31 protein-coding genes are annotated in these 24,839 nt (G+C 66.9%); 15 read left to right on the plus strand and 16 right to left on the minus strand.

Annotated features, from left to right (window positions below; genetic code table 11):
• Nucleotide 1: 1 nt before the first annotated feature.
• From lysA to argH, 6 genes are all read right to left on the minus strand, one after another.
• On the minus strand, nucleotides 2-1,267 hold the full coding sequence (lysA, locus tag TabM4_RS00935) for a diaminopimelate decarboxylase (protein ID WP_434617113.1): 1,266 nt from the start codon (nucleotides 1,265-1,267) through the stop codon (nucleotides 2-4).
• Between the two features lie 163 nt (nucleotides 1,268-1,430).
• Complete coding sequence (locus tag TabM4_RS00940; protein ID WP_434617117.1) at nucleotides 1,431-1,742, minus strand: DUF2834 domain-containing protein; 312 nt, start codon at nucleotides 1,740-1,742, stop codon at nucleotides 1,431-1,433.
• Nucleotides 1,742-1,885 (minus strand): argininosuccinate lyase, encoded by a 144-nt coding sequence (locus TabM4_RS00945; RefSeq protein ID WP_434617120.1) that lies wholly within the window; start codon nucleotides 1,883-1,885, stop codon nucleotides 1,742-1,744. The genes TabM4_RS00940 and TabM4_RS00945 overlap by 1 nt, the downstream gene beginning before the upstream one ends.
• A gap of 17 nt (nucleotides 1,886-1,902) precedes the next feature.
• A complete protein-coding gene (locus TabM4_RS00950) occupies nucleotides 1,903-2,064 on the minus strand; it encodes a hypothetical protein (RefSeq protein ID WP_434617123.1) in 162 nt (53 codons plus the stop codon).
• Entirely contained in the window at nucleotides 2,061-2,249 is a 189-nt protein-coding gene (locus TabM4_RS00955; protein WP_434617126.1) for a hypothetical protein, read from the minus strand. The genes TabM4_RS00950 and TabM4_RS00955 overlap by 4 nt, the downstream gene beginning before the upstream one ends.
• A gap of 42 nt (nucleotides 2,250-2,291) precedes the next feature.
• Nucleotides 2,292-3,695 (minus strand): argininosuccinate lyase, encoded by a 1,404-nt coding sequence (argH, locus tag TabM4_RS00960; protein WP_434617129.1) that lies wholly within the window; start codon nucleotides 3,693-3,695, stop codon nucleotides 2,292-2,294.
• A gap of 25 nt (nucleotides 3,696-3,720) precedes the next feature.
• On the opposite strand from argH, the gene TabM4_RS00965 reads away from it, so the two are divergent.
• Entirely contained in the window at nucleotides 3,721-4,263 is a 543-nt protein-coding gene (locus tag TabM4_RS00965; protein WP_434617132.1) for a TlpA family protein disulfide reductase, read from the plus strand.
• Nucleotides 4,264-4,345: 82 nt separating this feature from the next.
• Here TabM4_RS00965 and TabM4_RS00970 read toward each other — a convergent pair whose 3' ends face one another.
• Nucleotides 4,346-4,948, minus strand: a complete 603-nt coding sequence (locus TabM4_RS00970) for a DNA-3-methyladenine glycosylase I (protein ID WP_434617135.1) — start codon at nucleotides 4,946-4,948, stop codon at nucleotides 4,346-4,348.
• A 92-nt stretch (nucleotides 4,949-5,040) separates the two neighbouring features.
• On the opposite strand from TabM4_RS00970, the gene TabM4_RS00975 reads away from it, so the two are divergent.
• The 4 genes from TabM4_RS00975 to yddG all read left to right on the plus strand — a co-directional run bounded on the left by TabM4_RS00975 (nucleotide 5,041) and on the right by yddG (nucleotide 9,059).
• The gene (locus tag TabM4_RS00975) at nucleotides 5,041-5,847 is read left to right on the plus strand and encodes an EAL domain-containing protein (protein WP_434617138.1); all 807 of its coding nucleotides are present in this window, start codon (nucleotides 5,041-5,043) and stop codon (nucleotides 5,845-5,847) included.
• Nucleotides 5,848-5,974: 127 nt separating this feature from the next.
• Nucleotides 5,975-7,147: an acetyl-CoA C-acetyltransferase gene (locus tag TabM4_RS00980; protein WP_434617141.1), complete on the plus strand. Its 1,173-nt coding sequence runs from the start codon at nucleotides 5,975-5,977 to the stop codon at nucleotides 7,145-7,147.
• A gap of 114 nt (nucleotides 7,148-7,261) precedes the next feature.
• Complete coding sequence (locus TabM4_RS00985) at nucleotides 7,262-7,987, plus strand: beta-ketoacyl-ACP reductase (RefSeq protein WP_434617143.1); 726 nt, start codon at nucleotides 7,262-7,264, stop codon at nucleotides 7,985-7,987.
• Nucleotides 7,988-8,195: 208 nt separating this feature from the next.
• Nucleotides 8,196-9,059, plus strand: a complete 864-nt coding sequence (gene yddG, locus TabM4_RS00990; RefSeq protein ID WP_434621866.1) for an aromatic amino acid exporter YddG — start codon at nucleotides 8,196-8,198, stop codon at nucleotides 9,057-9,059.
• A 4-nt stretch (nucleotides 9,060-9,063) separates the two neighbouring features.
• On the opposite strand, the gene TabM4_RS00995 is transcribed toward yddG, so the two are convergent.
• The 3 genes from TabM4_RS00995 to TabM4_RS01005 all read right to left on the minus strand — a co-directional run bounded on the left by TabM4_RS00995 (nucleotide 9,064) and on the right by TabM4_RS01005 (nucleotide 10,312).
• Nucleotides 9,064-9,231, minus strand: coding sequence for a DUF465 domain-containing protein (locus TabM4_RS00995; RefSeq protein WP_161765955.1), 168 nt, complete (start codon nucleotides 9,229-9,231; stop codon nucleotides 9,064-9,066).
• 92 nt (nucleotides 9,232-9,323) lie between these two features.
• On the minus strand, nucleotides 9,324-10,091 hold the full coding sequence (locus TabM4_RS01000; RefSeq protein ID WP_434621868.1) for a tRNA1(Val) (adenine(37)-N6)-methyltransferase: 768 nt from the start codon (nucleotides 10,089-10,091) through the stop codon (nucleotides 9,324-9,326).
• Nucleotides 10,092-10,093: 2 nt separating this feature from the next.
• On the minus strand, nucleotides 10,094-10,312 hold the full coding sequence (locus TabM4_RS01005; RefSeq protein ID WP_434617146.1) for a DUF2007 domain-containing protein: 219 nt from the start codon (nucleotides 10,310-10,312) through the stop codon (nucleotides 10,094-10,096).
• Nucleotides 10,313-10,359: 47 nt separating this feature from the next.
• On the opposite strand from TabM4_RS01005, the gene TabM4_RS01010 reads away from it, so the two are divergent.
• The 3 genes from TabM4_RS01010 (at nucleotide 10,360) to TabM4_RS01020 (ending at nucleotide 12,194) form a co-directional block, all read left to right on the plus strand.
• The gene (locus tag TabM4_RS01010) at nucleotides 10,360-11,361 is read left to right on the plus strand and encodes a polyprenyl synthetase family protein (protein ID WP_434617149.1); all 1,002 of its coding nucleotides are present in this window, start codon (nucleotides 10,360-10,362) and stop codon (nucleotides 11,359-11,361) included.
• A gap of 99 nt (nucleotides 11,362-11,460) precedes the next feature.
• Entirely contained in the window at nucleotides 11,461-11,787 is a 327-nt protein-coding gene (locus TabM4_RS01015; protein ID WP_434617152.1) for a hypothetical protein, read from the plus strand.
• A gap of 80 nt (nucleotides 11,788-11,867) precedes the next feature.
• Nucleotides 11,868-12,194: a hypothetical protein gene (locus TabM4_RS01020; protein ID WP_434617155.1), complete on the plus strand. Its 327-nt coding sequence runs from the start codon at nucleotides 11,868-11,870 to the stop codon at nucleotides 12,192-12,194.
• On the opposite strand, the gene TabM4_RS01025 is transcribed toward TabM4_RS01020, so the two are convergent.
• From TabM4_RS01025 to TabM4_RS01035, 3 genes are all read right to left on the minus strand, one after another.
• Nucleotides 12,195-13,043 (minus strand): 4-(cytidine 5'-diphospho)-2-C-methyl-D-erythritol kinase, encoded by an 849-nt coding sequence (locus tag TabM4_RS01025; RefSeq protein WP_434617159.1) that lies wholly within the window; start codon nucleotides 13,041-13,043, stop codon nucleotides 12,195-12,197.
• Nucleotides 13,030-14,742 (minus strand): tetratricopeptide repeat protein, encoded by a 1,713-nt coding sequence (locus TabM4_RS01030; protein WP_434617162.1) that lies wholly within the window; start codon nucleotides 14,740-14,742, stop codon nucleotides 13,030-13,032. Before TabM4_RS01030 ends, TabM4_RS01025 begins: the two co-directional genes overlap by 14 nt.
• 133 nt (nucleotides 14,743-14,875) lie before the next feature.
• Nucleotides 14,876-16,522, minus strand: coding sequence for a 4Fe-4S dicluster domain-containing protein (locus TabM4_RS01035; RefSeq protein WP_434617165.1), 1,647 nt, complete (start codon nucleotides 16,520-16,522; stop codon nucleotides 14,876-14,878).
• Between the two features lie 297 nt (nucleotides 16,523-16,819).
• Here TabM4_RS01035 and greA point away from each other — a divergent pair, with 297 nt between their 5' ends.
• Together greA and TabM4_RS01045 are read left to right on the plus strand one after the other, a co-directional pair.
• Nucleotides 16,820-17,290 carry a transcription elongation factor GreA gene (gene greA, locus TabM4_RS01040; RefSeq protein WP_434617168.1) on the plus strand — a complete coding sequence of 157 codons (471 nt, stop codon included), beginning with the start codon at nucleotides 16,820-16,822 and terminating at the stop codon, nucleotides 17,288-17,290.
• 29 nt (nucleotides 17,291-17,319) lie between these two features.
• Nucleotides 17,320-18,384: a hypothetical protein gene (locus TabM4_RS01045; RefSeq protein ID WP_434617170.1), complete on the plus strand. Its 1,065-nt coding sequence runs from the start codon at nucleotides 17,320-17,322 to the stop codon at nucleotides 18,382-18,384.
• Nucleotides 18,385-18,483: 99 nt separating this feature from the next.
• Here TabM4_RS01045 and TabM4_RS01050 read toward each other — a convergent pair whose 3' ends face one another.
• A complete protein-coding gene (locus TabM4_RS01050) occupies nucleotides 18,484-19,437 on the minus strand; it encodes an L-threonylcarbamoyladenylate synthase (protein ID WP_434617173.1) in 954 nt (317 codons plus the stop codon).
• Nucleotides 19,438-19,566: 129 nt separating this feature from the next.
• On the opposite strand from TabM4_RS01050, the gene TabM4_RS01055 reads away from it, so the two are divergent.
• The 5 genes from TabM4_RS01055 (at nucleotide 19,567) to TabM4_RS01075 (ending at nucleotide 23,752) form a co-directional block, all read left to right on the plus strand.
• Complete coding sequence (locus TabM4_RS01055) at nucleotides 19,567-21,270, plus strand: acyl-CoA dehydrogenase family protein (RefSeq protein WP_434617176.1); 1,704 nt, start codon at nucleotides 19,567-19,569, stop codon at nucleotides 21,268-21,270.
• 24 nt (nucleotides 21,271-21,294) lie between these two features.
• A complete protein-coding gene (locus tag TabM4_RS01060; protein WP_434617178.1) occupies nucleotides 21,295-22,326 on the plus strand; it encodes an MBL fold metallo-hydrolase in 1,032 nt (343 codons plus the stop codon).
• A gap of 76 nt (nucleotides 22,327-22,402) precedes the next feature.
• Nucleotides 22,403-22,885 carry a DUF6173 family protein gene (locus TabM4_RS01065; protein ID WP_434617180.1) on the plus strand — a complete coding sequence of 161 codons (483 nt, stop codon included), beginning with the start codon at nucleotides 22,403-22,405 and terminating at the stop codon, nucleotides 22,883-22,885.
• Nucleotides 22,886-22,962: 77 nt separating this feature from the next.
• Nucleotides 22,963-23,109 carry an aa3-type cytochrome c oxidase subunit IV gene (locus tag TabM4_RS01070; protein ID WP_434617183.1) on the plus strand — a complete coding sequence of 49 codons (147 nt, stop codon included), beginning with the start codon at nucleotides 22,963-22,965 and terminating at the stop codon, nucleotides 23,107-23,109.
• Nucleotides 23,110-23,143: 34 nt separating this feature from the next.
• The gene (locus TabM4_RS01075) at nucleotides 23,144-23,752 is read left to right on the plus strand and encodes a hypothetical protein (protein ID WP_434617186.1); all 609 of its coding nucleotides are present in this window, start codon (nucleotides 23,144-23,146) and stop codon (nucleotides 23,750-23,752) included.
• On the opposite strand, the gene TabM4_RS01080 is transcribed toward TabM4_RS01075, so the two are convergent.
• Nucleotides 23,737-24,075 (minus strand): AzlD domain-containing protein, encoded by a 339-nt coding sequence (locus TabM4_RS01080; RefSeq protein WP_434617188.1) that lies wholly within the window; start codon nucleotides 24,073-24,075, stop codon nucleotides 23,737-23,739. The genes TabM4_RS01075 and TabM4_RS01080 overlap by 16 nt on opposite strands.
• Nucleotides 24,072-24,773 carry an AzlC family ABC transporter permease gene (locus TabM4_RS01085; RefSeq protein WP_434617191.1) on the minus strand — a complete coding sequence of 234 codons (702 nt, stop codon included), beginning with the start codon at nucleotides 24,771-24,773 and terminating at the stop codon, nucleotides 24,072-24,074. The genes TabM4_RS01080 and TabM4_RS01085 overlap by 4 nt, the downstream gene beginning before the upstream one ends.
• Between the last annotated feature and the right edge of the window lie 66 nt (nucleotides 24,774-24,839).

Consider the following 24,839-nt stretch of genomic DNA (forward strand, 5'->3'; position numbering starts at 1 on the left):
CTTACAACCATGCGGGGATGGTATCGCGGTTCAGGATTTCGTCAAAGGACGGTCTTTCCCGGATGACGGCGAAGTGATCCCCCTTCACCAGAACCTCCGGCACCAAGGGCCGCGTGTTGTACTCCGATGCCATCACAGCGCCATAGGCCCCGGCCGAGCGGAAGGCGACGAGGTCGCCTTCGGCCAGAAGCGGCAGGTCGCGCGCCTTGGCGAAGGTGTCGCCCGTCTCGCAGACCGGCCCCACCACGTCATAGGGCTGGGTCGGGCTGGCGACGGGGGCCTCCACCACCGGAACGATGTCGTGATGCGCGCCATACATGGACGGACGCACCAGATCGTTCATCGCGGCGTCGAGGATCAGGAAATCCCGTCCCTCGCCGTTCTTCACATAGATCACGCCTGCGACAAGCAGCCCGGCATTGCCGGAAATCAGGCGACCGGGTTCGATCTCCACCTCGCAGCCCAGATCGCCCACCGTGCGCTTGATCAGCGCGCCGTAATCGGTGGGCAAGGGCGGGGCCTCGTTCGACCGCGTGTAGGGAATGCCGAGACCACCCCCCAGATCGAGGCGGCGGATGTCATGCCCCTCGGCCCGCAGGCGGCGCGTGAGGTCGGCCACCTTGAGATAGGCCTGCTCGAAGGGTTCCAACTCGGTCAACTGGCTGCCGATATGGACGTCGATACCTACCACGTCGATGCCGGGAAGGGCTGCGGCCTCCGCATAGACCTCGGACGCACGGGCGATCGGGATGCCGAACTTGTTCTCTTTCTTGCCCGTGGCGATCTTCTCATGCGTGCGGGCGTCCACATCCGGGTTGACGCGGATCGTGATGGGCGCGGTTACGCCCAGCGACGTGGCCACCTCGGAGAGGGCGCGCAGTTCTGGTTCGCTTTCGACATTGAACTGCCGGATGCCCCCGGTCAGGGCCAGCCGCATCTCCTCGCGCGTCTTGCCGACGCCGGAGAAAACGATCCGCTCTCCCGGCACCCCGGCGGCGCGGGCGCGGCGGTATTCGCCGCCCGAGACCACATCCATCCCCGCGCCCAGATCGCCCAGCAGCTTGAGGACGGCCACGTTGGACAGCGACTTGATGGCAAAGCAGACCATATGCGGCAGGGGCGAGAGCGCCTCGGTGAAGAGGTGGTAATGCCGGGTCAGGGTCGCCGCGGAATAGACATAGAAGGGCGTGCCGACGGCGGCGGCGATGTCGGTCAGGGCCACGTCCTCGGCATGGAGGATGCCGTTGCGGTAAAGGAAATGGTCCATCCTGCGGCCCCTGCGGAAATCACCTGTCGGTCGCTGCTATAGCAGACGGCGGCGGGTTCGCAATTCGCGCCGACAGCCCCCCGCCTCGGCGGGGGGCGAAAATTTTTATGCTAAAAATTTTCGAGCGAAGATTTTTCGTACGAAAAATCTTCGTTTCCGCCCGTCATGACGGGCGGCGCAGGAACAGATAGAGCGGCAGGCCGCAGCTTACTCCGATGCAGAAGGTCGCCGGAATCGCGATCAAGCCCAGCCAGTGCCTGCGCCCGATGCATTCCACCAGCACCCAGACCGTCAAGGTGACCGCCGCGATGGTCAGGTCCCATGTCAGGCCGGTGGTCGAGGCATTGACATACCAGGCGTCGATCAGGCCTGAAAGCCCGGTCCCGGTTTCGCGCATATAGGTCACGAACCAGTACATCGGGTGGATCGCGCCCCAGATCGCAAGGGCAAGCCAGACCAGCCGGATCGGTGCCATCACAGCCCTCCCGAAACGCCGACCCGCGCTTCGCCAGTCAGGACAGGGCCGAGCGCATTCGCGCTGGAGGGGGCCACTGGCGCACCGTCGGCGCCGCAGGCGGCCAGAAGGGCAAGGATCGCGAGGGGGAAAAGGACTTTCATCGGAACTCTCTCAAGGATCAGGGGGAATAGCTGATGCGCCCACCGCCCAGCCCGGCCGAGACGGAGGGTGTCACCGTCAGCCCATCGGCGCCAAGACTTAGCCCTGCATTCAGGCGCGGCGAGGTGCAGGCGACAAGGGCGGCGAGGGCTGCGATCAGGAGCAGGGGGCGCGGGGTCATGGGTGCATCCGTCCGAAGGGATCGATCACGGTGACGCCCAGCACCGGATCGGCTGCCGTCGGGTCGGTGCCGAAGGTGATGTCCTCGCCGACGGGAACGGTCAGATCGGGCAGGGTCATCTCGGCGCAGGCCGCAAGGGCGGGCATCAGGGCAAGCATCGTCAGCCGCGGCAGGGTGATGGACATGGGGCAAGGCTAGCGCGCGACGGCGCGACTGTCACGCCCCTGTCAGCCAAGCCGCGCCTTCCAGGCCGCGATCTGCGCGCGCACCTGATCGGGGGCCGTGCCGCCATAGGAACGGCGCGAGCGGACGGAATTCTCCACCCCCAGCACGTCGAAGACATCGGCGCGGATGCCGGGATGCACGGCCTGCATCTCGGCCAGCGTCAGGTCGGGCAGGTCGCAGCCCTTCGCCTCGGCCCGTGCGACCAGCGTGCCGGTCACGTGATGCGCCTCGCGGAAGGGCAGGCCCAGTTCGCGGACCAGCCAGTCGGCGAGATCCGTCGCGGTGGAAAAGCCCGAGGCGGCGGCCTGCGCCAGAACGGCGCGGTTCGCCGTCATGTCGCCCACCATCCCCGTCATCGCGGCCAGCGCCAGCATCAGCGTGTCGGCGGCGTCGAAGACCTGTTCCTTGTCCTCCTGCATGTCCTTGGAATAGGTCAGCGCGAGGCCCTTCATGACGGTGAACAGCGCCACGGTCGCCCCTAGGATGCGGCCAAGTTTGGCCCGCAGGAGTTCCGCCGCGTCCGGGTTTTTCTTCTGCGGCATAATCGACGACCCGGTGGTCCAGCGGTCCGACAGGCGGACAAAGCGGAACTGCGCCGAGGACCAGATCACCAGTTCCTCAGCGAAGCGCGACAGATGCATGGCGCAGATGCTGGACGCCGCAAGGAATTCCAAAGCGAAATCCCGATCCGACACGGAATCAAGGCTGTTCGCCGTGGGCCGGTCGAACCCCAGCGCCTTTGCCGTCATGTGCCGGTCGATGGGGAAGGATGTCCCCGCCAGCGCGGCCGCGCCCAAGGGGCATTCGTTCATCCGCGCGCGGGCATCGATGAACCGGCCCCGGTCGCGCGACAGCATCTCGACATAGGCCATCATGTGATGGCCCCATGTCACCGGCTGCGCCGTCTGCAGATGGGTGAATCCCGGCATGACCCAATCCGCCCCGGCCTCGGCCTGCGCGAGGAAGGCGCGGATCAGCGCCTCCAGCCCGGCAATCGCCGCATCGCACTGGTCCCGCACCCAGAGCCGGAAATCGACGGCCACCTGATCGTTGCGCGACCGCGCCGTGTGCAGCCGCCCCGCCGGTTCGCCGATGACCTCCTTCAGCCGGGCCTCCACGTTCATGTGGATGTCCTCGAGCTCTACACGAAAGGGGAAACCGCCCGTTTCAATCTCTGACAAGACCGTGAGAAGCCCTTCCCCGATCGCCTCGGCGTCACTATTCGTCAAGATGCCTGTCGCGGCGAGCATCGCCGCATGGGCACGCGACCCTGCGATGTCCTGCGCGTAAAGCCGTTTGTCGAAGCCGATGGAGGCGTTGATCGCCGTCATGATGGCATCCGGACCTTCGGCGAAACGCCCGCCCCACATCTGGTTGGCGGATTTGGGCTGATCGGGGTGCGACATTGGGGCGGCCTTCGGAGGGTGATGGATGCGCAAATTTCTGGCCGTGCTTTATACGGCCTTGGCCATCGGTGCAAATCCCGCCCTTGCGGGCGATCTTGCCGACCTTCGCGAAGGCGAGATTAAGAAGCTTGCGCTGCATTCCGAACCGGCGGCGGTGCCCGATGCGATCTTCCTCGATGCCGATGATGGCGAGGTTCCCTTGGCGCAGTGGCGCGGCAAATGGGTGGTGATGAATTTCTGGGCCACATGGTGTGCGCCCTGCCGCAAGGAGATGCCGTCGCTTTTGCGTCTGCAGCAGGCGATGCCCGAGATCGCCGTCCTGCCGGTGGCGACGGGCCGCAACGCGGTCGAGGGTATCGAGCGGTTCTACGAAGAGGCGGGGGTGCAGGACCTGCCAATCCTGCGCGACCCGAAAAGCGAACTTGCGCGGCCCATGGGCGTGATGGGGCTGCCTTTGACCGTGATCCTGAACCCGGAGGGGCAGGAGGTTGCCCGCCTGATCGGCGATGCGGAATGGGACAGCGCCCATGCGCAGACCATGATCCGGGCCTTGATGGCGGCGGAGTGACCCGCCCCTGACCGGCCAAGGGGGGCCAGCCCCCCGGCGCGTGCCGCGCCTCCCCCCGGGGTATTTCGGACCGGTACGAAGATCAGCCCACCTCGGCCATGGCGCGGATGCGGGCATGGGCGGGGCAGGTCACGAGGTGGTCGTTCACCATCCCCGTCGCCTGCATGAAGGCATAGACGATCGTCGGCCCGCAAAAGGTGAATCCATCCTTGCGGAGTTGCTTCGAAATGGCCTGCGACAGAGGCGTTTCCGCCGGAACCTCGGCCATGCTGCGCGGGCTGTTCTGAAGGGGGCGGCCGTCCAGATGTTTCCACAGATAGGCGGCGAAGCCTTCGCGTTCCTCCACCGCGATATAGGCGCGGGCCGAGCGGATCGTGCCTTCGATCTTGCCCCTGTGCCGCACGATGCCGGGATCGGCCAGCAGGCGGGCGACATCCGCCTCGCCCCAGCGGGCGATGGTCAAGGGGTCGAACCCCGGGAAGGCCGCGCGGAAATTGTCGCGCTTTTTCAGGATCGTGATCCATGACAGGCCTGCCTGAAACCCGTCGAGGATGAGCTTTTCCCAAAGGGCGCGCGGGTCGCGTTCCGGCACGCCCCATTCATCGTCGTGATAGGCGACATAAAGCGGATCGCTGCCGCACCATGGACAGCGGTCCTCGGTGGTTATGGCGGGGGAGGGCGACATGGCGGGACCTGATGCTGGAGGCGGCGGCTTAACCCGATCTTTACGCGGGGGGCGCAATCCTTGTCGACGGGTCTGGTGGTGCGGGGGCGGCAATGGGGATGGAAGGGGCAGGTCTGGCGGAGGGCAGCAGTCCGCTTTCGGTGGCGGTGGCCGAGGATGAGGCGCGCGCGGTGGACATGGTGGCCGAAGCGGTGCGCCAGCGGCGGCTGCGACTGGCCTATCACCGGGTGGTGCTGGCGCGGAAAACGGAAAGGACCGGGTTTCACGAAGGGCTGATCCGCGTCCTCGATCCCGGCGGGCGGGTGATCCCCGCGCGGGAATTCATGGGTGCGGTGGAGATGCAGGAACTCGGCCGCCAGATCGATTGCGCCGCGCTGGCCATGGCCTTCGACGCGCTGGTGCGGCATCCGCACCTGCGCCTTTCGGTGAACATCTCGGCCCGGTCCATGGGCTGGCCGCGCTGGCTGCGGCTGATGCAGGGCGGGTTGCAGCGGCATCCCGGCATCGGCGACCGCCTGATCCTTGAAATCGGCGAGGCCAGCGCGATGGCCGTGCCCGATCTTCTGGCGGGCTTGATGGCCGAGTTGCGCCCCAAGGGCATTTCCTTTGCTCTGGACGGTTTCGGCGCGGGCCCCTTCGCCCTGCGCCACCTTCGCGAAGTGCATTTCGACCTGATCAAGTTCGACGCGCAATTTGCCCGCGACATCCACGCCCATGCCGACAATCAGGTCCTTGTTTCGGCCTTCCTTTCCATCGCGCGTCAATTCGACATGCTGACTGTGGCGCAAGGCGTGGAACGCACGGCCGAGGCGGCGTGGCTGGCCGAACTGGGGGTGGATTGCCTGCAGGGCTATCTCTTCTGCGCGCCCAAGCTCTTCCCCGAGGGGCTGGCACCCTGATGCCGATTGCCCCTGCGTCAATCTGCGGCCGCAAGAATGTTGCTTTTGTTTTCCCCGCCGTCTAGGCCATGCTGCAAGGCAGCAGGGCAATCTGTCCCTGCGCGGTGTGGGAGAGAGAGGATCAGCCATGACCAATGTCGTCATCGTTTCCGCGGCCCGGACGGCCGTCGGCAGCTTCAACGGTTCCTTCGCCAATACCCCGGCGCATGAGCTTGGCGCCGCGGTGATCGAGGCGGTGGTGGCCCGGGCGGGCGTCGACAAGGCCGAGGTGGAGGAGACGATCCTCGGTCAGGTTCTGACGGCGGGTCAGGGCCAGAACCCGGCACGGCAGGCCCATATCAAGGCGGGTCTGGCCAAGGAGGCCAGCGCTTGGTCGCTCAATCAGGTCTGCGGCTCGGGCCTGCGGGCCGTGGCGCTGGGCGCGCAGCATGTGCAACTGGGCGATGCGCGGATCGTTGTCGCGGGCGGACAGGAAAGCATGTCGCTCTCGCCCCATGTCGCGCATATGCGCGCGGGCACCAAGATGGGCGATGTGAAGTTCATCGATTCGATGATCAAGGATGGTCTGTGGGATGCCTTCAACGGCTATCACATGGGCCAGACGGCCGAGAACGTCGCCGCGCAATGGCAGATTTCCCGCGACATGCAGGACGAATTCGCGCTGGCCAGCCAGAACAAGGCCGAGGCTGCGCAGAAGGCCGGGAAGTTCAAGGATGAGGTGATCGCCTTCACCATCGCCACCCGCAAGGGCGACATCGTGGTCGATTCGGACGAATACATCCGCCACGGCGCGACGCTGGAATCCATGCAGAAACTGAAGCCCGCCTTCACCAAGGAAGGTTCGGTCACGGCGGGTAACGCCTCCGGCCTGAACGACGGTGCCGCCGCGGTGCTGCTGATGTCGGCGGAAGAGGCCGAGAAGCGCGGTCTGAAGCCGCTGGCCCGCATCGCCTCCTATGCCACGGCGGGGCTCGACCCGTCGATCATGGGCGTCGGCCCCATCCATGCCAGCCGCAAGGCGCTGGCCAAGGCAGGCTGGAAGGTCGGCGACCTTGATCTGGTCGAGGCGAACGAGGCCTTCGCTGCGCAGGCCTGCGCGGTGAACAAGGACATGGGATGGGATCCGTCCATCGTGAACGTCAACGGCGGGGCCATCGCCATCGGCCACCCGATCGGCGCATCAGGCTGCCGCATCCTGAACACGCTGCTGTTCGAAATGGCGCGGCGGGATGCCAAGCGTGGCCTTGCCACCCTGTGCATCGGGGGCGGCATGGGCGTCGCCATGTGTCTGGAACGCTGATCTTTCTGCGGCCACAATGCCGCAGGTGCAAAATGGGCGCGCAATAATGTTGCGCGCCCTTGTTCATTTCGGTAACACCATTTCAACGATGTCCGCATTCAGGAGGAGGGACTTATGGCACGAGTGGCTTTGGTAACAGGTGGTTCGCGCGGGATCGGTGCCGCGATTTCGGTGGCGCTGAAGGCGGCGGGCTACAAGGTGGCCGCGAACTATGCCGGGAACGATGAGGCGGCGGCGGCCTTCACCAAGGAAACCGGCATTCCCACCTACAAATGGTCGGTCGCGGATTACAATGCCTGCGTGGCGGGCATCGCCAAGGTCGAGGCCGAGGTTGGGCCGGTGGATGTGCTGGTGAACAACGCGGGCATCACCCGCGACGCCATGTTCCACAAGATGACGCCGCAGCAGTGGAAAGAGGTGATCGACACCAACCTGACGGGTCTGTTCAACATGACCCATCCGCTGTGGTCGGGGATGCGCGACCGGAAGTTCGGGCGCGTGATCAACATCTCCTCCATCAACGGGCAGAAGGGGCAGGCGGGTCAGGCCAACTATTCCGCCGCCAAGTCGGGCGATCTGGGCTTCACCAAGGCGCTGGCGCAAGAGGGCGCGCGGGCTGGGATCACCGTCAATGCGATCTGCCCGGGCTATATCGCGACCGAAATGGTGAAGGCCATCGACGAGAAGGTGCTGAACGAACGCATCATCCCGCAGATTCCGGTGGGCCGTCTGGGCGAACCGGAGGAGATCGCGCGGACGGTGGTCTTCCTTGCGTCGGACGATGCGGGCTTCATCACCGGGTCCACGATTTCGGCCAATGGCGGGCAGTTCTTCGTCTGACCACCCGGGGCGCGGAATTTGACACAAATTCCGCGTCGATTTCTGACACAGAAATCGTCTTCCCCTGCCGACCATGGGTTGGCGGGGGAACATGCGCGACGGCAAGGACCCGGAATTTGCGTCAAATTCCGATGCGGTTTCTGCGTCAGAAACCGCCTTCCCCTTGCCCGACACCCCGCCTAAGTTGCGCGCAGACCGCGAGGCAGGGATGACGCAAAGAAACGCAACGGCCATCGGCTTTACCGCCGTCCTGATGTGGGCGCTGCTTGCCCTTTTCACCATCGGTTCGGCCCCGGTGCCCCCCTTCCTGCTGAACGCCCTGACCTTCGGCATCGGCGGCACTCTGGGCCTGATCTGGACTCTGCGCAACGGGCTGGACCGCCTGCGCGGCATCTCATGGCGCGTCTATGCCTTCGGCATCATCGGCCTCTTCGGCTATCACGCGCTTTACTTCACCGCCTTCCGTATCGCGCCCTCGGCCGAAACGGGCCTCATGGCCTATCTCTGGCCGCTCTTCATCGTCCTTTTCGCCAGTTTCCTGCCCGGGGAAAGGCTGCGCCCCATGGTCCTGATCGGGGCCGTCATCGCCTTCGCCGGGGCCGCCCTCATCGTTCTGGGGCGCGACAGCGGCGGGGCCGCCACGCCCCTTGGCCTGTTCCTCGGCTTCCTCTGCGCGATCACATGGGCGGGCTATTCCACCCTCTCGCGCCGTCTCGGCGACGTGCCCACCGAAAGCGTCACGGTCTTCTGCCTCGGCACGGCGGCGCTGTCGGCGCTCGTGCATCCGATGGTGGAGGAAACGGTCTGGCCCACGGGCGCCATCGGCTGGCTGTCCATCCTCGCACTGGGCATCGGCCCGGTCGGCGCTGCCTTCTTCACATGGGATATCGGGATGAAGAAAGGCGACATCCAGCTTCTCGGCGTCGCGTCCTATGCGGCGCCTCTGCTCTCCACCCTCGCCCTTGTCATCGCAGGCATCAGCCCGGCGTCATGGACGATCCTTGGCGCGGCGATCCTTATCACCGGGGGTGCGGCGCTGGCGGCCCGGGCGGGCACCAGCGCCGGGGACTGATCCCTTACGCCTGCTGCAGGCGGGTCATCTCTTCCTTGAGCTTGAGCTTTTGCTTCTTCAGCTCGGCAATCCGCAGGGCATCCGCGCCGGGGCTTCGCTGCTCACGCTCTACCATGTCAGAGAGGTGCTCATGCTTGCGGCGCAGTTCCTGCAGATGCGAAGCAATCGTCATATCCGTCCTCCTCATGATTGGTTCCAATATCCTCAGTGCAACACAACCCCTGAGTCGTGTCACGGACAATCGGTGCCGACTTACGGATGTGTTTAACGATCCCGGCCAAAGGCCGCCGAAAGATCGGCGCCGTTGCGCAGAACTTCGTTCGCGGCCGGGGTATAGCTCTCGCGGTCACCGTCATGTGACGCACCGGCATGCAGCGTGAAGGGGGCCAGCAGACGGAACGCCGCCCGCCCGCCCTTCCGCGCCTGCAGGATCACGCGGGGCGGGGCGCGGCCCAGACGCGGCTCCAATGGCAGGACCATGGCCGAGCCCATCTTGGGCGGCAGCGCCGCCAGCGCCTCGGGCAGGCAGGGCGTTGCGAAGATCATGGTCAGCCAGCCGCCTGGCCGCAGCCGCGCCCCCGCGGCGGCGACCCAGGCGGCTATCGGCGTCGCCACCCGCAGCGCGCGATCCCGCGCCGCGACGGGCGAGGGTGATCCGCCCGCATCGTAATAGGGCGGGTTTGCGATGACATGGTCGAACTCCCGCCGCAGCGCGCGCGGCATCTCGGCCAGATCGCCCTCCACAACCTCCATCGCCACGCCGTTGCGTTCCGCATTCCGCCGCGCCAGATCGGCATATTCGGGCTGCACCTCCAGCCCCGCCAGCACCACCCCCGGCACCCGCGCCGCCAAGCATAAGCTTGCCGCCCCCGCCCCGCAGCCCAGATCCAGCACGCTTTCCCCCGCTTGCGCCGGGCAGGCGGCGGCCAGCAGCACGGGATCCGTCGCCGCGCGATAGCCCCGGGCGGGTTGCAGCAGGCGCAACCGGCCCATCAGGAACTTGTCATCTGTCAGCTCCGCGTCGGCAAACACGCTCACTCCAGCCCCGTCGGAATGCCGTTGTCGCGCAGCACCGCGCGGGCGATGAAAAGGTCCGCATCCCGCACCATCAACCGGCGCGGCAATATGCCAAGGCTGCCATCGAGGATGCTCATGTGGACGTCCAGATCGAATACCTCTATATCCTCGCCCTCAAGCAGGGCGGTGGCAAAGGCGATGATCGTCGGGTCGGTGCTGCGCAGAAGCTCTCTCATGGGGCAAGGTTAAGGGGCGCCGCCCCGGAATGTCGAGAGGCGGGGGAATGGGTTTGGACGAGGCCGCACAGAAACCGCACGACCGGCTGGCCGCATGGCTGGCCGATGACATGGCGGCGGTGAATGCGCTGATCCGCACCCGCATGGCCAGCGAACACGCCCCCCGCATCCCCGAGGTGACGGCCCATCTCGTCGAGGCCGGGGGAAAGCGCCTGCGCCCCATGCTCACCCTCGCCGCCGCGCGGATGTGCGGCTATCAGGGCGACAATCACGTGAAACTCGCTGCCACGGTGGAATTCATCCACACCGCCACGCTCCTGCATGACGATGTGGTGGATGAAAGCGAACGCCGCCGGGGCCGCCCCACGGCAAACCTGCTGTGGGACAACAAATCCTCCGTCCTCGTGGGCGATTACCTCTTCGCCCGCTCCTTCCAGTTGATGGTGGAGACGCAGTCGCTGCGGGTGATGGACATCCTCGCCAATGCTTCTGCCGTGATCGCCGAGGGCGAGGTGCTGCAACTCACCGCCGCGCAGGATCTGGGCACGACAGAGGCCATCTACCTGCAGGTGATCCGGGGCAAGACGGCGGCCCTTTTCGCTGCCGCGATGGAAGTGGGCGGCGTCATCGCCACTGTCCCTGAGGAACAGGTGCAGGCGCTGCGGGCCTATGGCGATGCGCTGGGCATCGCCTTCCAGATCGTCGACGACCTGCTGGATTATGGCGGCACCGATGCCGCCATCGGCAAGAACACGGGCGACGATTTCCGTGAACGCAAGCTGACGCTTCCGGTCATCAAGGCCGTTGCGCGGGCCGATGCCGAGGAACGCGCCTTCTGGACCCGCACCATCGAAAAGGGCGATCAGCGCGATGGCGATCTGGCGCAGGCCATGGCCATCATGGCCCGCCACGGCGCTATGGCGGCGGCGCGGGACGAGGCGCTGCATTGGGCCGAAACCGCGCGGCGCTCGCTCGACATCCTGCCCGCGCATGAATTGCGCGACATGCTGTCCGACCTTGCCGATTACGTGGTGGCGCGGATCAACTGATCCGCACGCCCCTTTCCCCCTGATAACATCCGCGTCAGCCCGCTTGTTCCGGCCTGCGGCAATCCCGACCTTACCGTCAGTTGTATCTTGGAGGGGTCGATGCGCGCTTTTCTTCTTCTGACAGGGTTCCTCGTCGCAGGTCCCGCCTTGGCGAACACGGTCGCCATCGGCGATCTGCAATATGGCACCACCGCCACCATAAGCGGCGTGGTGGACCGGATCACGGACGAGGATGAATTCCGCCTCCGCGATGACAGCGGATCGGTCCTCGTCTATATCGGCCCCGGCATCGTGCCCTTCGACACGGGCGAGGCGATCACCGTCAGCGGGATCGTGGACCGTGACCTCGGCCGGCTGGAGGTCTATGCCCGCGAAGCGACCCGCGCCGATGGCACGAAGGTGACCTTCGATCACCGATACGAGTGATCCTCGCACGCCGCCCCCTTGCCAAGATGGGGCGGCTTGCCCACCTCCCTTGGTAACAAAAGACAAACAGGGAGATGACGATGATCCGTTCCGCCGCGATGGCCGCCGTCCTGCTTTCGGCCTCTGCCGCCTTCGCCGCCCCCGTGCCCATCACCAAGGCCCCGCGCGGCCAACCCGTCACCGTCAGCGGCAAGGTGATGCGCATCACCGATGCCGATGCCTTCCGCCTGAAGGATGGGACCGGCGTCGTCACCGTCTATGTCGGCCCGAATGCGCTGCCCGTGGAGGTGGGCGAAGAGGTCACCGTCCTTGGCGCGCTGGAAGAGGGTTTCCCGCCGGAATTCGTGGCCCGCGCCCTGCGCCGCGCCGATGGCAGCGAGGTGGCCTTCCGTCACGACTGGGGCTAGCTAGGTCAGAAGGGGCGCATCCGCGACCCACCACCCCGGCTCCGCCGTCCTGATCGCCCGGGCGGCGGCACTTGCGGCCAGCGGGTCCGCGAACAGGCCGAAACAGGTCGCCCCCGATCCCGACATCCGCGCCATCAGGCATCCGGGCTGGGCCGAAAGCGCGGCCTTCACCCGCCCGATGACGGGTTCAAGCGTCAGGGCGGGCGGTTCCAGATCGTTCCGTTGCATCATCACAAAGGCCGCCAGTTCCGCCGCGCCGCGCAGACGCGGCAGGTCGCGGGGCAGGGGGGCATTGTCGGCCCGCGCCAGCGCGCGGAAGATCGCGGGGGTGGAAACGGCAACGCCGGGATTTGCCAGCACCAGCCAAACCTCCGGCAAGGGGGGCAGGGGGACCAGCCCCTCGCCGATGCCCGTCATGCGGGCGGGCCGCCCCGCCAGACAGACGGGCACATCCGCCCCCAGCGCCAGCACGGCGGCCGCATCGGGCAGCGCCCGCCCCGACAGCCGCGCCAGCAGGCGCATCGTGGCAGCGGCATCCGCCGACCCGCCCCCGATGCCCGATGACACCGGCAGATGCTTTTCCAGCACGATCCGCGCCGAAACCCCCATCGCCCGCGCCGCGCGCAGAACGAGGTTGTCTCCCTCACCCGACAGCCCCGCCGCCATCGGCCCCGTCACCTCCAGCGACGTCACCCCCTGTGATGGGGGACCCTCCAGCGTCCCGCTGACCCGATCCCCCACCCCGGCAAAGACGACCAGCGAATCCAGCAGATGATACCCATCCGCCCGCCGCCCCGTGACATGCAGGCAAAGGTTGATCTTGGCGGGCGCGAATTCAGTTGCTTTCATTCGCCACTTCGGTCAGCGGCTTCGCCCCTTCTTCCGCCAGCACGGCATCCAGCCCCACCTCCAGCTTGCGCCTGATGCGGATGGCCTCATCCTCCTCCGGCTCGAAGGACAGCGCCCGGTGCCACTGGAACCGCGCTTCCAGCTTGCGCCCCACGGCCCAATAGACATCGCCCAGATGGTCCGTCACCACCGGATCGACCGGTTCCAGCAGTGACGCTCGCTCCATCGGCTCCACCGCCTCCTCATACCGGCCCAGCCGGAACAGCGCCCAAGCCAGCGAGTCGATGATGTAACCCGCATCCGGCTGCGCCGCGACCGCGCGCTCGATCATCCCTAGCGCCTCTTCAAGGTTCTCGCCCCGGTCGACAAAGGAATAGCCCAGATAGTTCAACACCTGCGGCTGATCGGGGTTCAATTCCAGCGCGCGGCGGAAATCGGCCTCGGCTTCCGGCCATTTGCCCGCGCGTTCGTTGCTGATCCCGCGCGAATAGAACAGCGTCCAATGCCGTTGCTCCGGCTCCTCCACCATCTCGATGGCGCGGCTGTAGACCGGGATCGCATCGGCAAAGCGTTCCTCGCGGCGCAGCGCATCGGCATAGGCCGAATGCACCTCGATCAGATTGCCATGGCTGCGGGTCAAGGCCAGCAGCACTTCCAGCGCGGCCTCTGTCTTGCCGCTGGCACGAAGGGTATCCGCGCGCCCGATCTCGGCCACATGGTAGACAGGGTCGTCCTGCGCGATACCGGCATAGGCCTCTCCGGCCAGTTCCGGCTGGCCGAGGCTTTCCAGCAGCCCCGCCGCAAGAAGCGTCGCCTCGCTGAAATCGCCGCGCAGATAGGCGGCGGCACGGGCATAGATGAGGGTATAGCCATCCTCCGCCTCGCCACGCAGGGCCGAGGCAAGGGTGAAGAACACCTCCGCGATCCCGTCCTTCGCATTGCGCACCACGTCGAAGGGCACGGGCTCCCCCGCCTCCAGCCGCGCCCGCAGCGCGTCGATCTGCGGATCGGGCTCCGACCCGAACATCCGGTCCAAAAGCGCCAGCGCATCCGCATTGCGCTCCAACTGGCTCAGGACCTGCGCATGGGCAATCGCCCCCCGCCGCATCAGGGCGATGGTCCCCGCCTCGCGCCCTGACAGGATGTTGTCCGCCCCTTCGAAATCCCCGACCGAGGCCAAGGCCAATGCCTTGTGATACAGGCCGAACGCCTCCAACCCCGGCGCCTTGGCAATCGCGTCAAAGGCGCCCACGGCATCCGACATCCGCCCGTCGCCCAGCCTGGCCCATGCCGTCACCAGATCATCCAGCAGCTTGCCCACCGACCGCCCCGCCTGAATGTTGGCGATGAGTTGCGCGTAATCCTCGCGCGCCGATTGGTCGATCAGCATGGCGATAAAGGTGGGCTGGCTGCGCCCGCCCTTCTGGATGATCTGCCGCGCCAACTCCCCCGCGCGGTCCATCTCGCCCATCCCCAGATGCGCGATCATCGCGCCTTCCAGCGTGCCGGGATCGTTCGACCCCGTTTCGATTAACCGCCCGTACCAAAGCGCCGCCTCGCGATAGTCGTTCTCCATCGCAGCCATGCGTGCGGCCAGATAGGCCCCGGCATTCCCCTCCCGCTCTTGCGCCGCCACCGGCAGGGCCATCAGGGCAGCAAGCGCCATCGCAACGAGGGGGCGGCTGGGGCGAATGGGCATGGATCAGTGACCTCGTCTCGGATTTCCGCAAAGGCTAGCTTTGCCCCGGCACATAGGCAATCGGGCCGGGGGGATTTCGCCGCCCCGGCCCGCCATTTCGCACCGATTCACACGCAAATGTCAGAAGACCGCGTCACATGTTGGGATAGTTCGGCCCGCCCCCGCCCTGCGGCGTGGTCCAGTTGATGTTCTGGCTGGGGTCCTTGATGTCGCAGGTCTTGCAATGCACGCAGTTCTGGAAGTTGATCCGGAAGGTCGCGTCATTGCCCTCGCCCAGCACCTCATACACCCCCGCCGGGCAGTAACGCTGCGCCGGTTCGGCATATTTAGGCAGGTTCACCGAGATCGGGACCGACGCATCCTTCAACTTCAGATGGGCAGGCTGCGCCTCGTCATGGTTGGTGAAGGAATAGGCCACGTTGGTCAGCCGGTCGAAGGACAGCACGCCATCGGGCTTCGGATAGTCGATCGGCTTGTGGTTCTTGGCCAGCCCCGTCGCCGCCGCGTCCGACTTGCCATGCCGCAGGGTGCCGAAGATTGTCAGGCCGATCGTGTTGGCCCACATGTCGATGCCCCCGCCCATCAGGCTGGCCACCAGACCATACTTGGACCACAGCGGCTTGACGTTCCGGACCTTCTTCAGGTCCTTGCCGATGGGGCCGCCCCGCACCTCGGCCTCATAGGCCGAAAGCTCGTCCCCCGCGCGCCCCGCCTTGATCGCGGCATGGGCGGCCTCCGCCGCCGCCTTGCCCGACAGCATGGCGTTGTGGTTGCCCTTGATGCGCGGCACGTTTACCAGCCCCGCCGAACAGCCCAGCAGCGCCACGCCCGGTGCCACCATCTTGGGGATCGACTGCCAGCCGCCTTCGGAAATCGCCCGCGCGCCATAGGCCACGCGCTTCCCGCCCTTCAGCAGTTCCGCCACCATCGGATGATGCTTGAACCGCTGGAACTCCATATAGGGGTAGAGATGCGGGTTCTCGTAATTCAGATGGACGACGAAACCGACGTAAACCTGATTGTTCTCAATGTGATAGATGAAGGACCCGCCGCCCGCATTGGAACCCAGCGGCCAGCCCATCGTATGCGTCACCGTCCCCTCGCGATGCTTCGCGGGGTCGATCTCCCAGATTTCCTTCATGCCAAGGCCGAACTTCTGCGGGCAGTGACCCTTGGACAGCTCGTATTTCGCGATCACTTCCTTCGAAAGCGACCCGCGCACGCCTTCCGAAAGGAAGACGTATTTCCCGTGCAACTCCATCCCCGGCTCGTAAGACGGCCCCGGCTCTCCCGTTTCCGGATCACGCCCGAATTCGCCCGCCACGACACCCTTCACGCGGTCGCCCTCATAGACAAGCTGGCTCGCCGACATGCCGGGGAAAATCTCCACCCCCAGCCCCTCGGCCACACCCGCCATCCAGCGGCAGACATTCGCCATCGAGACGATGTAATTCCCGTGGTTGTTCATCAGCGGCGGCATCGGGAAATTCGGAATCCGCACCTGTCCGGCGGGGCCGAGGATATAGAAGTTGTCCTCCTTCACCTCGGTCTTGATCGGCGCGCCCATGCTGCGCCACTCCGGCAGCAGCGCATCCAGCCCCGATGGGTCCAGAACGGCCCCCGAAAGGATATGCGCCCCGACTTCGGACCCCTTTTCCAGCACCACCACCGACATGTCGGGGTCAAGCTGCTTCAGACGGATCGCCGCCGACAGGCCGGCAGGGCCCGCCCCCACGATCACCACGTCATATTCCATCGACTCACGGACGATCTCGGCCATTCCGCCTGTTCCTTCCCCGATACCCGTTGCATGCCCGCGCAATAATCTTGCGGGCGGCTGGCATTCCCCTAGCCGATGCCGCGCCAAGGGGTCAATCGGAACGCGGCATCACAATGTCGCTTCGCGGCATCCGCGCGCGGCCAAGCTGCAGGATGTGCCGCCCTTTTCCGCATTCCGCCCGCGCAGGGCCTTGCATTTGCCGTCTTGGTCGGCTTGGGTATCCGGGCAATCGCTGGACGGATCGCGCCACTGCCCCGGAAACAGGGCCGTGGCCTTCCTTTTGTTATGTTGGGGCCAATGGAAAAGATTCCGATGACGCGCGCGGGCTTCACCGCGCTGGACGAAGAACTCAAGACGCTGAAATCGGTCGAACGCCCCGCCGTGATCCGCGCCATCGCCGAGGCGCGCGAACATGGCGACCTGTCGGAGAACGCCGAATACCACGCCGCCCGCGAAAAGCAGTCCTTCATCGAAGGCCGCATCAAGGAGTTGGAGGGGATGCTGTCGCTGGCCGAGGTCATCGATCCGTCCAAACTCTCGGGCGCGATCAAGTTCGGCGCGACGGTCACCATCGTCGACGAGGACACGGACGAGGAAAAGACCTACCAGATCGTGGGCGAGGCCGAGGCCGACATCGAACGCGGCCTGCTGAACATCCGCTCCCCCCTCGCCCGCGCCCTGATCGGCAAGGACGAAGGCGACAGCGTCGAGGTGAAGACTCCGGGCGGCCAGAAGAGCTATGAGATCCTGACGATCCGCTATCTCTGACCACCCCCGAAACACGATTCGGAAAGAAAATGCCGGAAGACCGCGACAGGCCAGAGCGTCCGGGGCCAGAGCGTCCGGGGCTAGACCGTGGGGTCCCAGAACCCCTCGGGCTGTTCCTCCGCGCCGAGGACAGCCCTCCCTTCGGCCCGACCGAGATCGTCGCCGCCCTGCTCGCGCTGGTCTGGGTCGTGGCGGTCATCGCCTATGCGCTGATCTCTCCCGCCACCGATGGCGGCGGCCTTCTGGGCCTTGTCATGACGCTGCTCGTCGTCTTCCTGCCGCTCGCGCTGATCTGGGCGGCGGTGACGACGCTGCGCTCCGTCCGCGTCCTGCGGGCCGAGGCCGCGCGCCTTCAGGCCACGGTGGACGCGATGCGCAACGCCTATCTCCTGTCGCAGCAGACCCAGGCGGCCATCAAGCCGGTGGTGGAACAAAAGCTGGAAGAGGTGGCGCAGGTCACGAAAGAGGCGGCAGGCGTGCTGGCCACCTTCCAGACCCGCCGCGACCCCGGCCTCTCGGTCCCCTCCGCCGACCGCAAGACCGCGCTCGCCCCGCCCCGCGCCGCGCCGCAGGACGAACAGCCCGCCCTCGCGCTGGGCACCCCGGCGGAAGAGATGCGCACCCCCCTTTCGGTCACCGATTTCGTCCGCGCGATGAATTTCCCCGACAATCCGGATGACCGCGAAGGTTTCCGCGCCCTCCGCCTCGCGCTGGAAGACCGCAATACGGCCAAGCTGATCCGCGCCGCGCAGGATGTGCTGACGCTCCTGTCGCAAGAGGGCATCTACATGGATGACCTCCGCCCCGAACGCGCCCGCCCCGAGATGTGGCGCCGCTTCGCGCAGGGCGAACGCGGCCGCGCCGTCGCGGCGCTGGGGGGCATCCGCGACCGCTCGTCGCTCGCGCTCACCGCGGCCCGGATGCGCGAAGACACCGTGTTTCGCGATGCGGCCCACCATTTCCTGCGCAGCTTCGACAAGATCTTTCAGGAATTCGAAAAGGTCGCCTCCGACGCCGACCTCGCCGAACTGGCCGACACCCGCACCGCGCGGGCCTTCATGCTGTTCGGGCGGGTGACGGGCATCTTCGACTGAGGCGGCATTTCTGGCATCGGCCCCCCGATGACATCCCCTGCCAAGGGGATGACGGAATTTGCGTCAAATTCCGGTGCAAAATTCTGCGTCAGAATTTTGCTACCCCCGCGGGGCCGCCGCGCGCCGCAGCCTGTCGTTGATCGCCCGCCCCAGCCCCGCCTCGTGTACCGGCGCAAAGGCGATGCGCCCCTCCGGCCCCGCCATCGCATCCGCCTCACGCAGGATGTGGAACAGCCGCGCCGCCGCCTCCACCGGATCGCCCGCCTCCGAAAGCGACAGCGCCGCCCCCGGACAGTCGCCGAACCCCACCCAGACCTCGCCCGCCTCCGGCCGCGTCACCTCCAGCCGCACCGCGGCCCCCGGCGCGTAATGGCTGGCCAACTGCCCCGGCGCATTCGGCCGTACCTCCGACCCGCCCGCCACCAGCGGCGCGCCCAGCACCGCCTCCAGCGCCTCAACCGTCACCCCGCCGGGGCGCAGCAGCGCAGGCGCGCCCTCAAGGCCAAGGATCGTCGATTCCACCCCCACGGCGCAATCGCCGCCATCCACCACCGCCGCGATCCGCCCCGCCAGCCCGGCAAGGACATGCGCCGCACGCGTCGGCGACACCTTCCCCGACGGATTGGCCGAAGGCGCGGCCAGCGGCCCGCCGAAGGCCCGCAACAGCCCCTGCGCCACCGGATGCGCAGGCACCCGCACCGCCACCGTTGCAAGGCCCGCCGTCACGAGCGGCGATATCCCCGCCTCCACCCGCAAGGGCAGCACCAGCGTCAATGGCCCCGGCCAGAAGGCCGCCGCCACCGCCTCGGCCCGCGCGTCGAACACCGCCACCGTCCGCGCCGCCGCCAGATCGGGCAGATGCACGATCAGCGGGTTGAAACTCGGCCGCCCCTTCGCGGCAAAGATCGCCGCCACCGCCCGGTCGTTCCGTGCATCGCCGCCAAGGCCATAGACCGTCTCGGTCGGAAAGGCGACCAACGCACCCCCGCGCAACAGCCCCGCTGCGCGGGCCAGCCCCGCATCGGTCGCGGGCAAGGTTTCGGTATCCATCATGTCCCGTGACGCAGCGTTGGGCTTGAGCGGGCGCTACCGCCCTGCAATCCTTTACAGATCAGGTGTCCTAGCGCGCCCCGGCCCCCTTGCCAAGCCGCCCCGCACCCGGCGAACCCGAAGGAAAGTCCGATGCCCTACCGCGCCCCCCTTGCCGACCACGATTTCCTCCTGTCGCAGGTGCTGGGCTTCGACCGGCTTGCCGCCACCCCCCGCTTTGCCGAGGCCACGCCCGAAACCGCCCGCGCCGTTCTGGCCGAGGCCGCGCGCCTGTGCGAAACCACCCTCGCGCCGCTCAACCGCATCGGCGACAAGGTCGGCGCGCGGCTGGAGAACGGCATCGTCCGCACGCCGCCGGGCTTTGCCGATGCCTATCGCGCAATCGCCCAAGGCGGCTGGATCGGCATGGCCGCCCGGCCGGAAAATGGCGGGATGGGCCTGCCGCTGGCGCTCGGCACCGTGGTCAACGAAATGATGGCGGGTGCCTGCCTTGCCCTGCAGATCGGCCCGCTCCTGACGCAGGGCCAGATCGAGGCGCTGGAACATCACGCCTCCGACGCGCTGCGGGCCACCTATCTGCCGAAACTGATTTCCGGCGAATGGGGCGGCACGATGAACCTCACCGAACCGCAGGCTGGATCGGATGTCGGCGCGCTGCGGTCCAAGGCGGAACCGCTGGGAGACGGGACCTATGCGGTCACCGGGCAGAAGATCTACATCTCATGGGGCGATGCGGATTTCCTGCCGAACATCTGCCATCTCGTGCTGGCCCGCCTGCCCGATGCCGCGCCCGGAACGGCGGGGATCAGCCTCTTCCTCGTGCCGAAATTCATCCCCGATGCCGCAGGCAACCCGGGCCGCCGCAACAGCCTTTCCGTCGTCTCGCTTGAACACAAGCTGGGCCTGCACGGCAGCCCCACCTGCGTCATGCAATATGACGCCGCGCAGGGCTGGCTGGTGGGCGAGGCGGATCGGGGCCTCGCCGCCATGTTCACCATGATGAACAACGCGCGCCTCGGCGTCGCCGTGCAGGGCGTCGGCGTGGCCGAGGCCGCCTTCCAGCAGGCGCTTGCCTATGCCGAGGGGCGGGTGCAGGGCCGCACGCCCACGGGCCGCGCGCCGATCACCGACCATGCCGACGTGCGCCGGATGCTGGCCACCATGCGCGCGCAGGTCTTTTCCGCCCGCGCCATCGCGCTCTCCTGCGCCATCGCCATCGACATGGCGGCGGCGACCGGCGCGCCGGAATGGCAGGCCCGCGCCGCGCTCCTGACCCCCATCGCCAAGGCCTATGGCACCGATACCGGCAACGAGGTGGCGCAACTGGGCGTGCAGATCCATGGCGGGATGGGCTTCGTCGAGGAGACGGGTGCGGCGCAATTCGCCCGCGACGTGCGGGTGACATCGATCTACGAAGGCACCAACGGCATTCAGGCGATGGACCTGACCGCGCGCAAGATGTCCGATGGCGGGGCCGCCGCCTTCGCCCTGATCGACGAGGTGCAGGCCGCCGCCGAATCCGCCCGCGCCACCCATCCCGACCTTGCCACCGATGTCTGGAACGCGGCCGAGGCGCTGCGCGAAGGCACTGAGGCGCTGCTGAAACAGGACCTGACGGACCGTTTCGCCGGGGCCGCCCCCTATCTGCGCGCCTTCGCGCTGGTCCTTGGCGCGGATGCCCATCTGCGCGCGGCCCATGTCGCCGGGGGGGCGCGGGCCGCGCTGGCCCGCGTGGCGATCCGCCGCCTCCTGCCCGCCCATGCCGCCCATCTGGCCGAGGCCCGCGAAGGGGCCGCGCAACTCTATGCCCTGTCGCCGGAGGACCTTGCCGCGTAAGGCCGCGCGGCATAAGCCCGTGCCATGACCGAAACAGGCATCCGCCACCCCTTCGACACACCGCCCGCCGAGGGGGCCGCGCATGAAGTGGCGCCCGGCATCCTCTGGCTGCGCCTGCCGCTGCCCATGGCGCTGGACCATGTCAACGTCTTCGCGCTGGACGATGGCGCGGGCTGGACCATCGTCGACACGGGCTTCGCCTCCAAACGCGCCAAGGCGATCTGGGAGACGCTCCTGCAAGGCCCGCTCGCGGGCAAGCCCGTCACCCGCGTCATCGTCACCCATTACCACCCCGATCACATCGGCCTTGCCGGCTGGTTCCAGTCGCGGGGCGCGGAACTGGTGACCACCCGCACCTCATGGCTTTATGCCCGGATGCTGGTGCTGGACGAACATCCCCTGCCACTGCCAGAGGCGGTGGAATTCCAGCGCCGCGCGGGCGTCCCGCCCGACCGGCTGCAGGCCTATGCCGCCACCCGCCCCTTCAACTTCGCCGATGTCGTCTCGCCCCTTCCCCCCGGCTTCACCCGCATCCGCGACGGCGACACCATCACCGCCGCAGGTCGACGCTGGCGCGTGCGCTGCGGCGATGGCCACGCACCCGAACATGCCACTTTCTGGAGCCTCGACGACCACCTCATCCTTGGCGGCGACCAGCTTCTTCCCGGCATCTCGGCCAATATCGGCGTCTATCCCACCGAACCCGAGGCAGACCCCCTGACCGAATGGCTGCAAAGCTGCGCCCGCTTCCAGCCCCTCGCGCGGGAGGACCACCTCGTCCTTCCCGGCCACAAGCTGCCCTTCACCGGCCTGCCCCTGCGCCTGCGCCAGATGATCGACAATCACGAAGGCGCGCTCTCCCGCCTGCTGGATCACCTCGCCACCCCGCAGACCGCCGCCGACTGCTTCCTTCCGCTGTTCAAAAGGCAGATCGACGGGCCGGAATTCGGCATGGCGCTGGTCGAATCGGTGGCCCACCTGAACTGCCTCCGCGCCCGTGGCATGGTCACCCGCCACCTCTCGCCCACTGGCGCGTGGCTCTGGCAGGCGCGCTGACGCGCGCGCCCCGCGCAAAACCCTTGCGCCCGCGCGCCCGATCCCGTTCCCTTGCCCGCAAAGGAACCCGATCCCCATGACCAAAGACCTCCCCACCACCGCCAAGGCGACCAAGGCCGCAGCCACGCCCCGCGCCAAGGCCGTGCATTCCGACCCCGCGCAATGCGGCCAACTGGAAACCGCGCCCCTGCCCAAGGCCGCCACCCGCCGCAAGATCGAAGAGAAAAGCCCCGCCGAATGGGCCTATGAACGCCTGATCCTCTACATCCAGAACTTCGAATCCCAGCTCGACGCCTCGCAAGAGGTGGCGATGGGCTTCACCGGCGGGCAGGCGGGGATCCTCACGATCGAAGGCGTGGGCTTCTTCGACCCCGACCTCGTCACCTTCTACGGCCGCGACGAGGACGGGCTGAAGACCCAGCTCATCCAGCATGTCAGCCAGCTCAACGTCCTCCTCCGCGCGGTGCCCAAGGACCAGCCCGAGGAACCGCCGCGCCGGATCGGCTTCCAGATGATGCAGCAATGGGCGGGCGGCGAATCCGGCGACGGCTCGGTCTGACCTGCGACGCCGCGAGGGGTGACAGCGCGCCCTGAATCGGCTATCGCACCGGGAAAGACTGACAAAAGGGAACCGACATGGCCGACAAGCACGAAGAGTACAAGCCGGGCAGCATGGACATCCGCGCGCAGGAAAAGACCTTCGCGGGCTTCATGAAGTTCACGCAATGGGGCGTCATCATCATCATCGCCCTGCTGATCTTCCTCGCACTGGCCAACGCCTAAGGCGCACGCGCCCCCCGCATTTCCGGACAAAGTCATGTTTCGTGCCGTTCTCGCCCTGCTTGCCCTGCTGAACCTTGCCGCCTGCGGCGCGGATTCCGTCTGGGCCACCGACGAACAGGTGGAACAGGCGCGCTACGTGCATGACGGGCCGAACGCGATCACCCTCTTCACGGTGATCAACAACCGCTCGGGCGCGGGGGCGCATAGCGGGCTGATGATCAACGACTCCGAAAGGATCATGTTCGATCCGGCGGGCACGTGGAACCATCCCCGCATCCCGGAGCGCAACGACGTGCATTACGGGATCACCCCGCGCATCGTGAACTTCTACATCGACTACCACGCCCGCGAAACCTTCCGCGTGGTGGAACAGACCGTCGTCGTCTCGCCGGGCGTGGCCGATCTCGTGGCGCGCCGGGCCAAGGAATATGGCGCCGTGCCAAAGGCGCAATGCGCCAATTCCATCTCCTCCATCCTGCGCGGCGTGCCGGGCTTCGAATCCATCCGCAACACATGGTATCCGAACAAGTTGATGGAAGATTTCGCCAAGATCCCCGGCGTCACAGGCCGCGTGATCTATGACGAAGACGCCGACAAGAACCACGGCGTCCTTCTGGTGCAGTCCAGTCAGGCCCCGCTCTGACCGACCAGCGCCAGTAGCGCAAACAGCGTGACGCCCCCCGCAAGGATCGCGGCCATCGTGCTGCGCGTCACCAGCCCCACGCCCAGCGTCACCAGCGCCGCCGCCAGCCGCGCGGGGTCTGTCTCGCCCCCGGTCGCCGCGGGCCACAGCACGCCGGGGGCCACCAGCGCAGGCAGCACCGCCACCGCCGTATAGCGCAGGCAGCGCGTCAGCCAGTCGGGAAGGGGACGCGCCCCCAGCGTCCCAAGAAACGAGAACCGTATCGCATAGGTCCCCACCGCCAGCACGGGCATGACGATCCAGAAGGTGGATTTGTCGATCATCCCCGCATCTCCCGCCACCGCTCCAGCGCCGCCCCCGCCGCCATCGCGACCGCCGCCGCGACCAGAAGGCCTGTGCCATAGGGCATTCCTGCCAAGGCCAGCGACAGCACAATCGACACCCCCGCCGCCACCAGATGTGGCAGGCTGCGCAGCATCGGCGCGACCATGGCAAGGAAGGTGATCGGAAGCGCGAAATCCAGCGCATAGTCGGGCGGTATCGCCTGCCCCACCAGCCCGCCCGCCAGCGAGGCAAGGAACCACAGCGGCGCCACCGCCACCACCGCCCCGAAGAACACCGCCCGTTTTTCCAACGCGGTCATCGCCGGATTTCGGTCGATCTCGGCCACCGTTGTGGCGAAACTCTGATCGACGAGGAAATAGGCCATCAAGGCCCGCGACCGCAGCGGCAATTCCCCGAAATGTGGGGCCAGCGTCACCGAATACATCACCATCCGCAGGTTCACCGCCAGCGCCGTCGCCAGCACCACCAGAACCGGCGCATTCTCCTGCATCGTCTGAAGCGCCGCGAATTGCGACGCCCCCGCAAAGACCGAGACAGAGAACAGCATCGTCTCCACCACGTTCAACCCGGCCTCCGTCGCGACCACCCCGAACAGCAGCGCGAAGGGCCCGACGACCACGGTCATCGGCAGGGCGGAAACGACGCCACGGAGAAAGGCCTTGCGGATGGGGGACATGCTGCCTCGCGCTTTACCTTGCGCACGGATGGGCTTAGGCCATCCTGCAGCGAAGGGGAAGGGAGA

It is taken from the genome of Tabrizicola sp. M-4 (genome assembly GCF_051132405.1).
GTDB lineage: Bacteria > Pseudomonadota > Alphaproteobacteria > Rhodobacterales > Rhodobacteraceae > Paragemmobacter.

Bases quoted from the DNA above. Each gene is read 5' to 3' on its own strand.
- lysA (WP_434617113.1), bottom strand. From the start codon at position 1,267: ATGGACCATTTCCTTTACCGCAACGGCATCCTCCATGCCGAGGACGTG.
- TabM4_RS00940 (WP_434617117.1), bottom strand. From the start codon at position 1,742: ATGGCACCGATCCGGCTGGTCTGGCTTGCCCTTGCGATCTGGGGCGCG.
- TabM4_RS00945 (WP_434617120.1), bottom strand. From the start codon at position 1,885: ATGAAAGTCCTTTTCCCCCTCGCGATCCTTGCCCTTCTGGCCGCCTGC.
- TabM4_RS00950 (WP_434617123.1), bottom strand. From the start codon at position 2,064: ATGACCCCGCGCCCCCTGCTCCTGATCGCAGCCCTCGCCGCCCTTGTC.
- TabM4_RS00955 (WP_434617126.1), bottom strand. From the start codon at position 2,249: ATGTCCATCACCCTGCCGCGGCTGACGATGCTTGCCCTGATGCCCGCC.
- argH (WP_434617129.1), bottom strand. From the start codon at position 3,695: ATGTCGCACCCCGATCAGCCCAAATCCGCCAACCAGATGTGGGGCGGG.
- TabM4_RS00965 (WP_434617132.1), top strand. From the start codon at position 3,721: ATGCGCAAATTTCTGGCCGTGCTTTATACGGCCTTGGCCATCGGTGCA.
- TabM4_RS00970 (WP_434617135.1), bottom strand. From the start codon at position 4,948: ATGTCGCCCTCCCCCGCCATAACCACCGAGGACCGCTGTCCATGGTGC.
- TabM4_RS00975 (WP_434617138.1), top strand. From the start codon at position 5,041: ATGGGGATGGAAGGGGCAGGTCTGGCGGAGGGCAGCAGTCCGCTTTCG.
- TabM4_RS00980 (WP_434617141.1), top strand. From the start codon at position 5,975: ATGACCAATGTCGTCATCGTTTCCGCGGCCCGGACGGCCGTCGGCAGC.
- TabM4_RS00985 (WP_434617143.1), top strand. From the start codon at position 7,262: ATGGCACGAGTGGCTTTGGTAACAGGTGGTTCGCGCGGGATCGGTGCC.
- yddG (WP_434621866.1), top strand. From the start codon at position 8,196: ATGACGCAAAGAAACGCAACGGCCATCGGCTTTACCGCCGTCCTGATG.
- TabM4_RS00995 (WP_161765955.1), bottom strand. From the start codon at position 9,231: ATGACGATTGCTTCGCATCTGCAGGAACTGCGCCGCAAGCATGAGCAC.
- TabM4_RS01005 (WP_434617146.1), bottom strand. From the start codon at position 10,312: ATGAGAGAGCTTCTGCGCAGCACCGACCCGACGATCATCGCCTTTGCC.
- TabM4_RS01010 (WP_434617149.1), top strand. From the start codon at position 10,360: ATGGGTTTGGACGAGGCCGCACAGAAACCGCACGACCGGCTGGCCGCA.
- TabM4_RS01015 (WP_434617152.1), top strand. From the start codon at position 11,461: ATGCGCGCTTTTCTTCTTCTGACAGGGTTCCTCGTCGCAGGTCCCGCC.
- TabM4_RS01020 (WP_434617155.1), top strand. From the start codon at position 11,868: ATGATCCGTTCCGCCGCGATGGCCGCCGTCCTGCTTTCGGCCTCTGCC.
- TabM4_RS01025 (WP_434617159.1), bottom strand. From the start codon at position 13,043: ATGAAAGCAACTGAATTCGCGCCCGCCAAGATCAACCTTTGCCTGCAT.
- TabM4_RS01030 (WP_434617162.1), bottom strand. From the start codon at position 14,742: ATGCCCATTCGCCCCAGCCGCCCCCTCGTTGCGATGGCGCTTGCTGCC.
- TabM4_RS01035 (WP_434617165.1), bottom strand. From the start codon at position 16,522: ATGGCCGAGATCGTCCGTGAGTCGATGGAATATGACGTGGTGATCGTG.
- greA (WP_434617168.1), top strand. From the start codon at position 16,820: ATGGAAAAGATTCCGATGACGCGCGCGGGCTTCACCGCGCTGGACGAA.
- TabM4_RS01045 (WP_434617170.1), top strand. From the start codon at position 17,320: ATGCCGGAAGACCGCGACAGGCCAGAGCGTCCGGGGCCAGAGCGTCCG.
- TabM4_RS01050 (WP_434617173.1), bottom strand. From the start codon at position 19,437: ATGATGGATACCGAAACCTTGCCCGCGACCGATGCGGGGCTGGCCCGC.
- TabM4_RS01055 (WP_434617176.1), top strand. From the start codon at position 19,567: ATGCCCTACCGCGCCCCCCTTGCCGACCACGATTTCCTCCTGTCGCAG.
- TabM4_RS01060 (WP_434617178.1), top strand. From the start codon at position 21,295: ATGACCGAAACAGGCATCCGCCACCCCTTCGACACACCGCCCGCCGAG.
- TabM4_RS01065 (WP_434617180.1), top strand. From the start codon at position 22,403: ATGACCAAAGACCTCCCCACCACCGCCAAGGCGACCAAGGCCGCAGCC.
- TabM4_RS01070 (WP_434617183.1), top strand. From the start codon at position 22,963: ATGGCCGACAAGCACGAAGAGTACAAGCCGGGCAGCATGGACATCCGC.
- TabM4_RS01075 (WP_434617186.1), top strand. From the start codon at position 23,144: ATGTTTCGTGCCGTTCTCGCCCTGCTTGCCCTGCTGAACCTTGCCGCC.
- TabM4_RS01080 (WP_434617188.1), bottom strand. From the start codon at position 24,075: ATGATCGACAAATCCACCTTCTGGATCGTCATGCCCGTGCTGGCGGTG.
- TabM4_RS01085 (WP_434617191.1), bottom strand. From the start codon at position 24,773: ATGTCCCCCATCCGCAAGGCCTTTCTCCGTGGCGTCGTTTCCGCCCTG.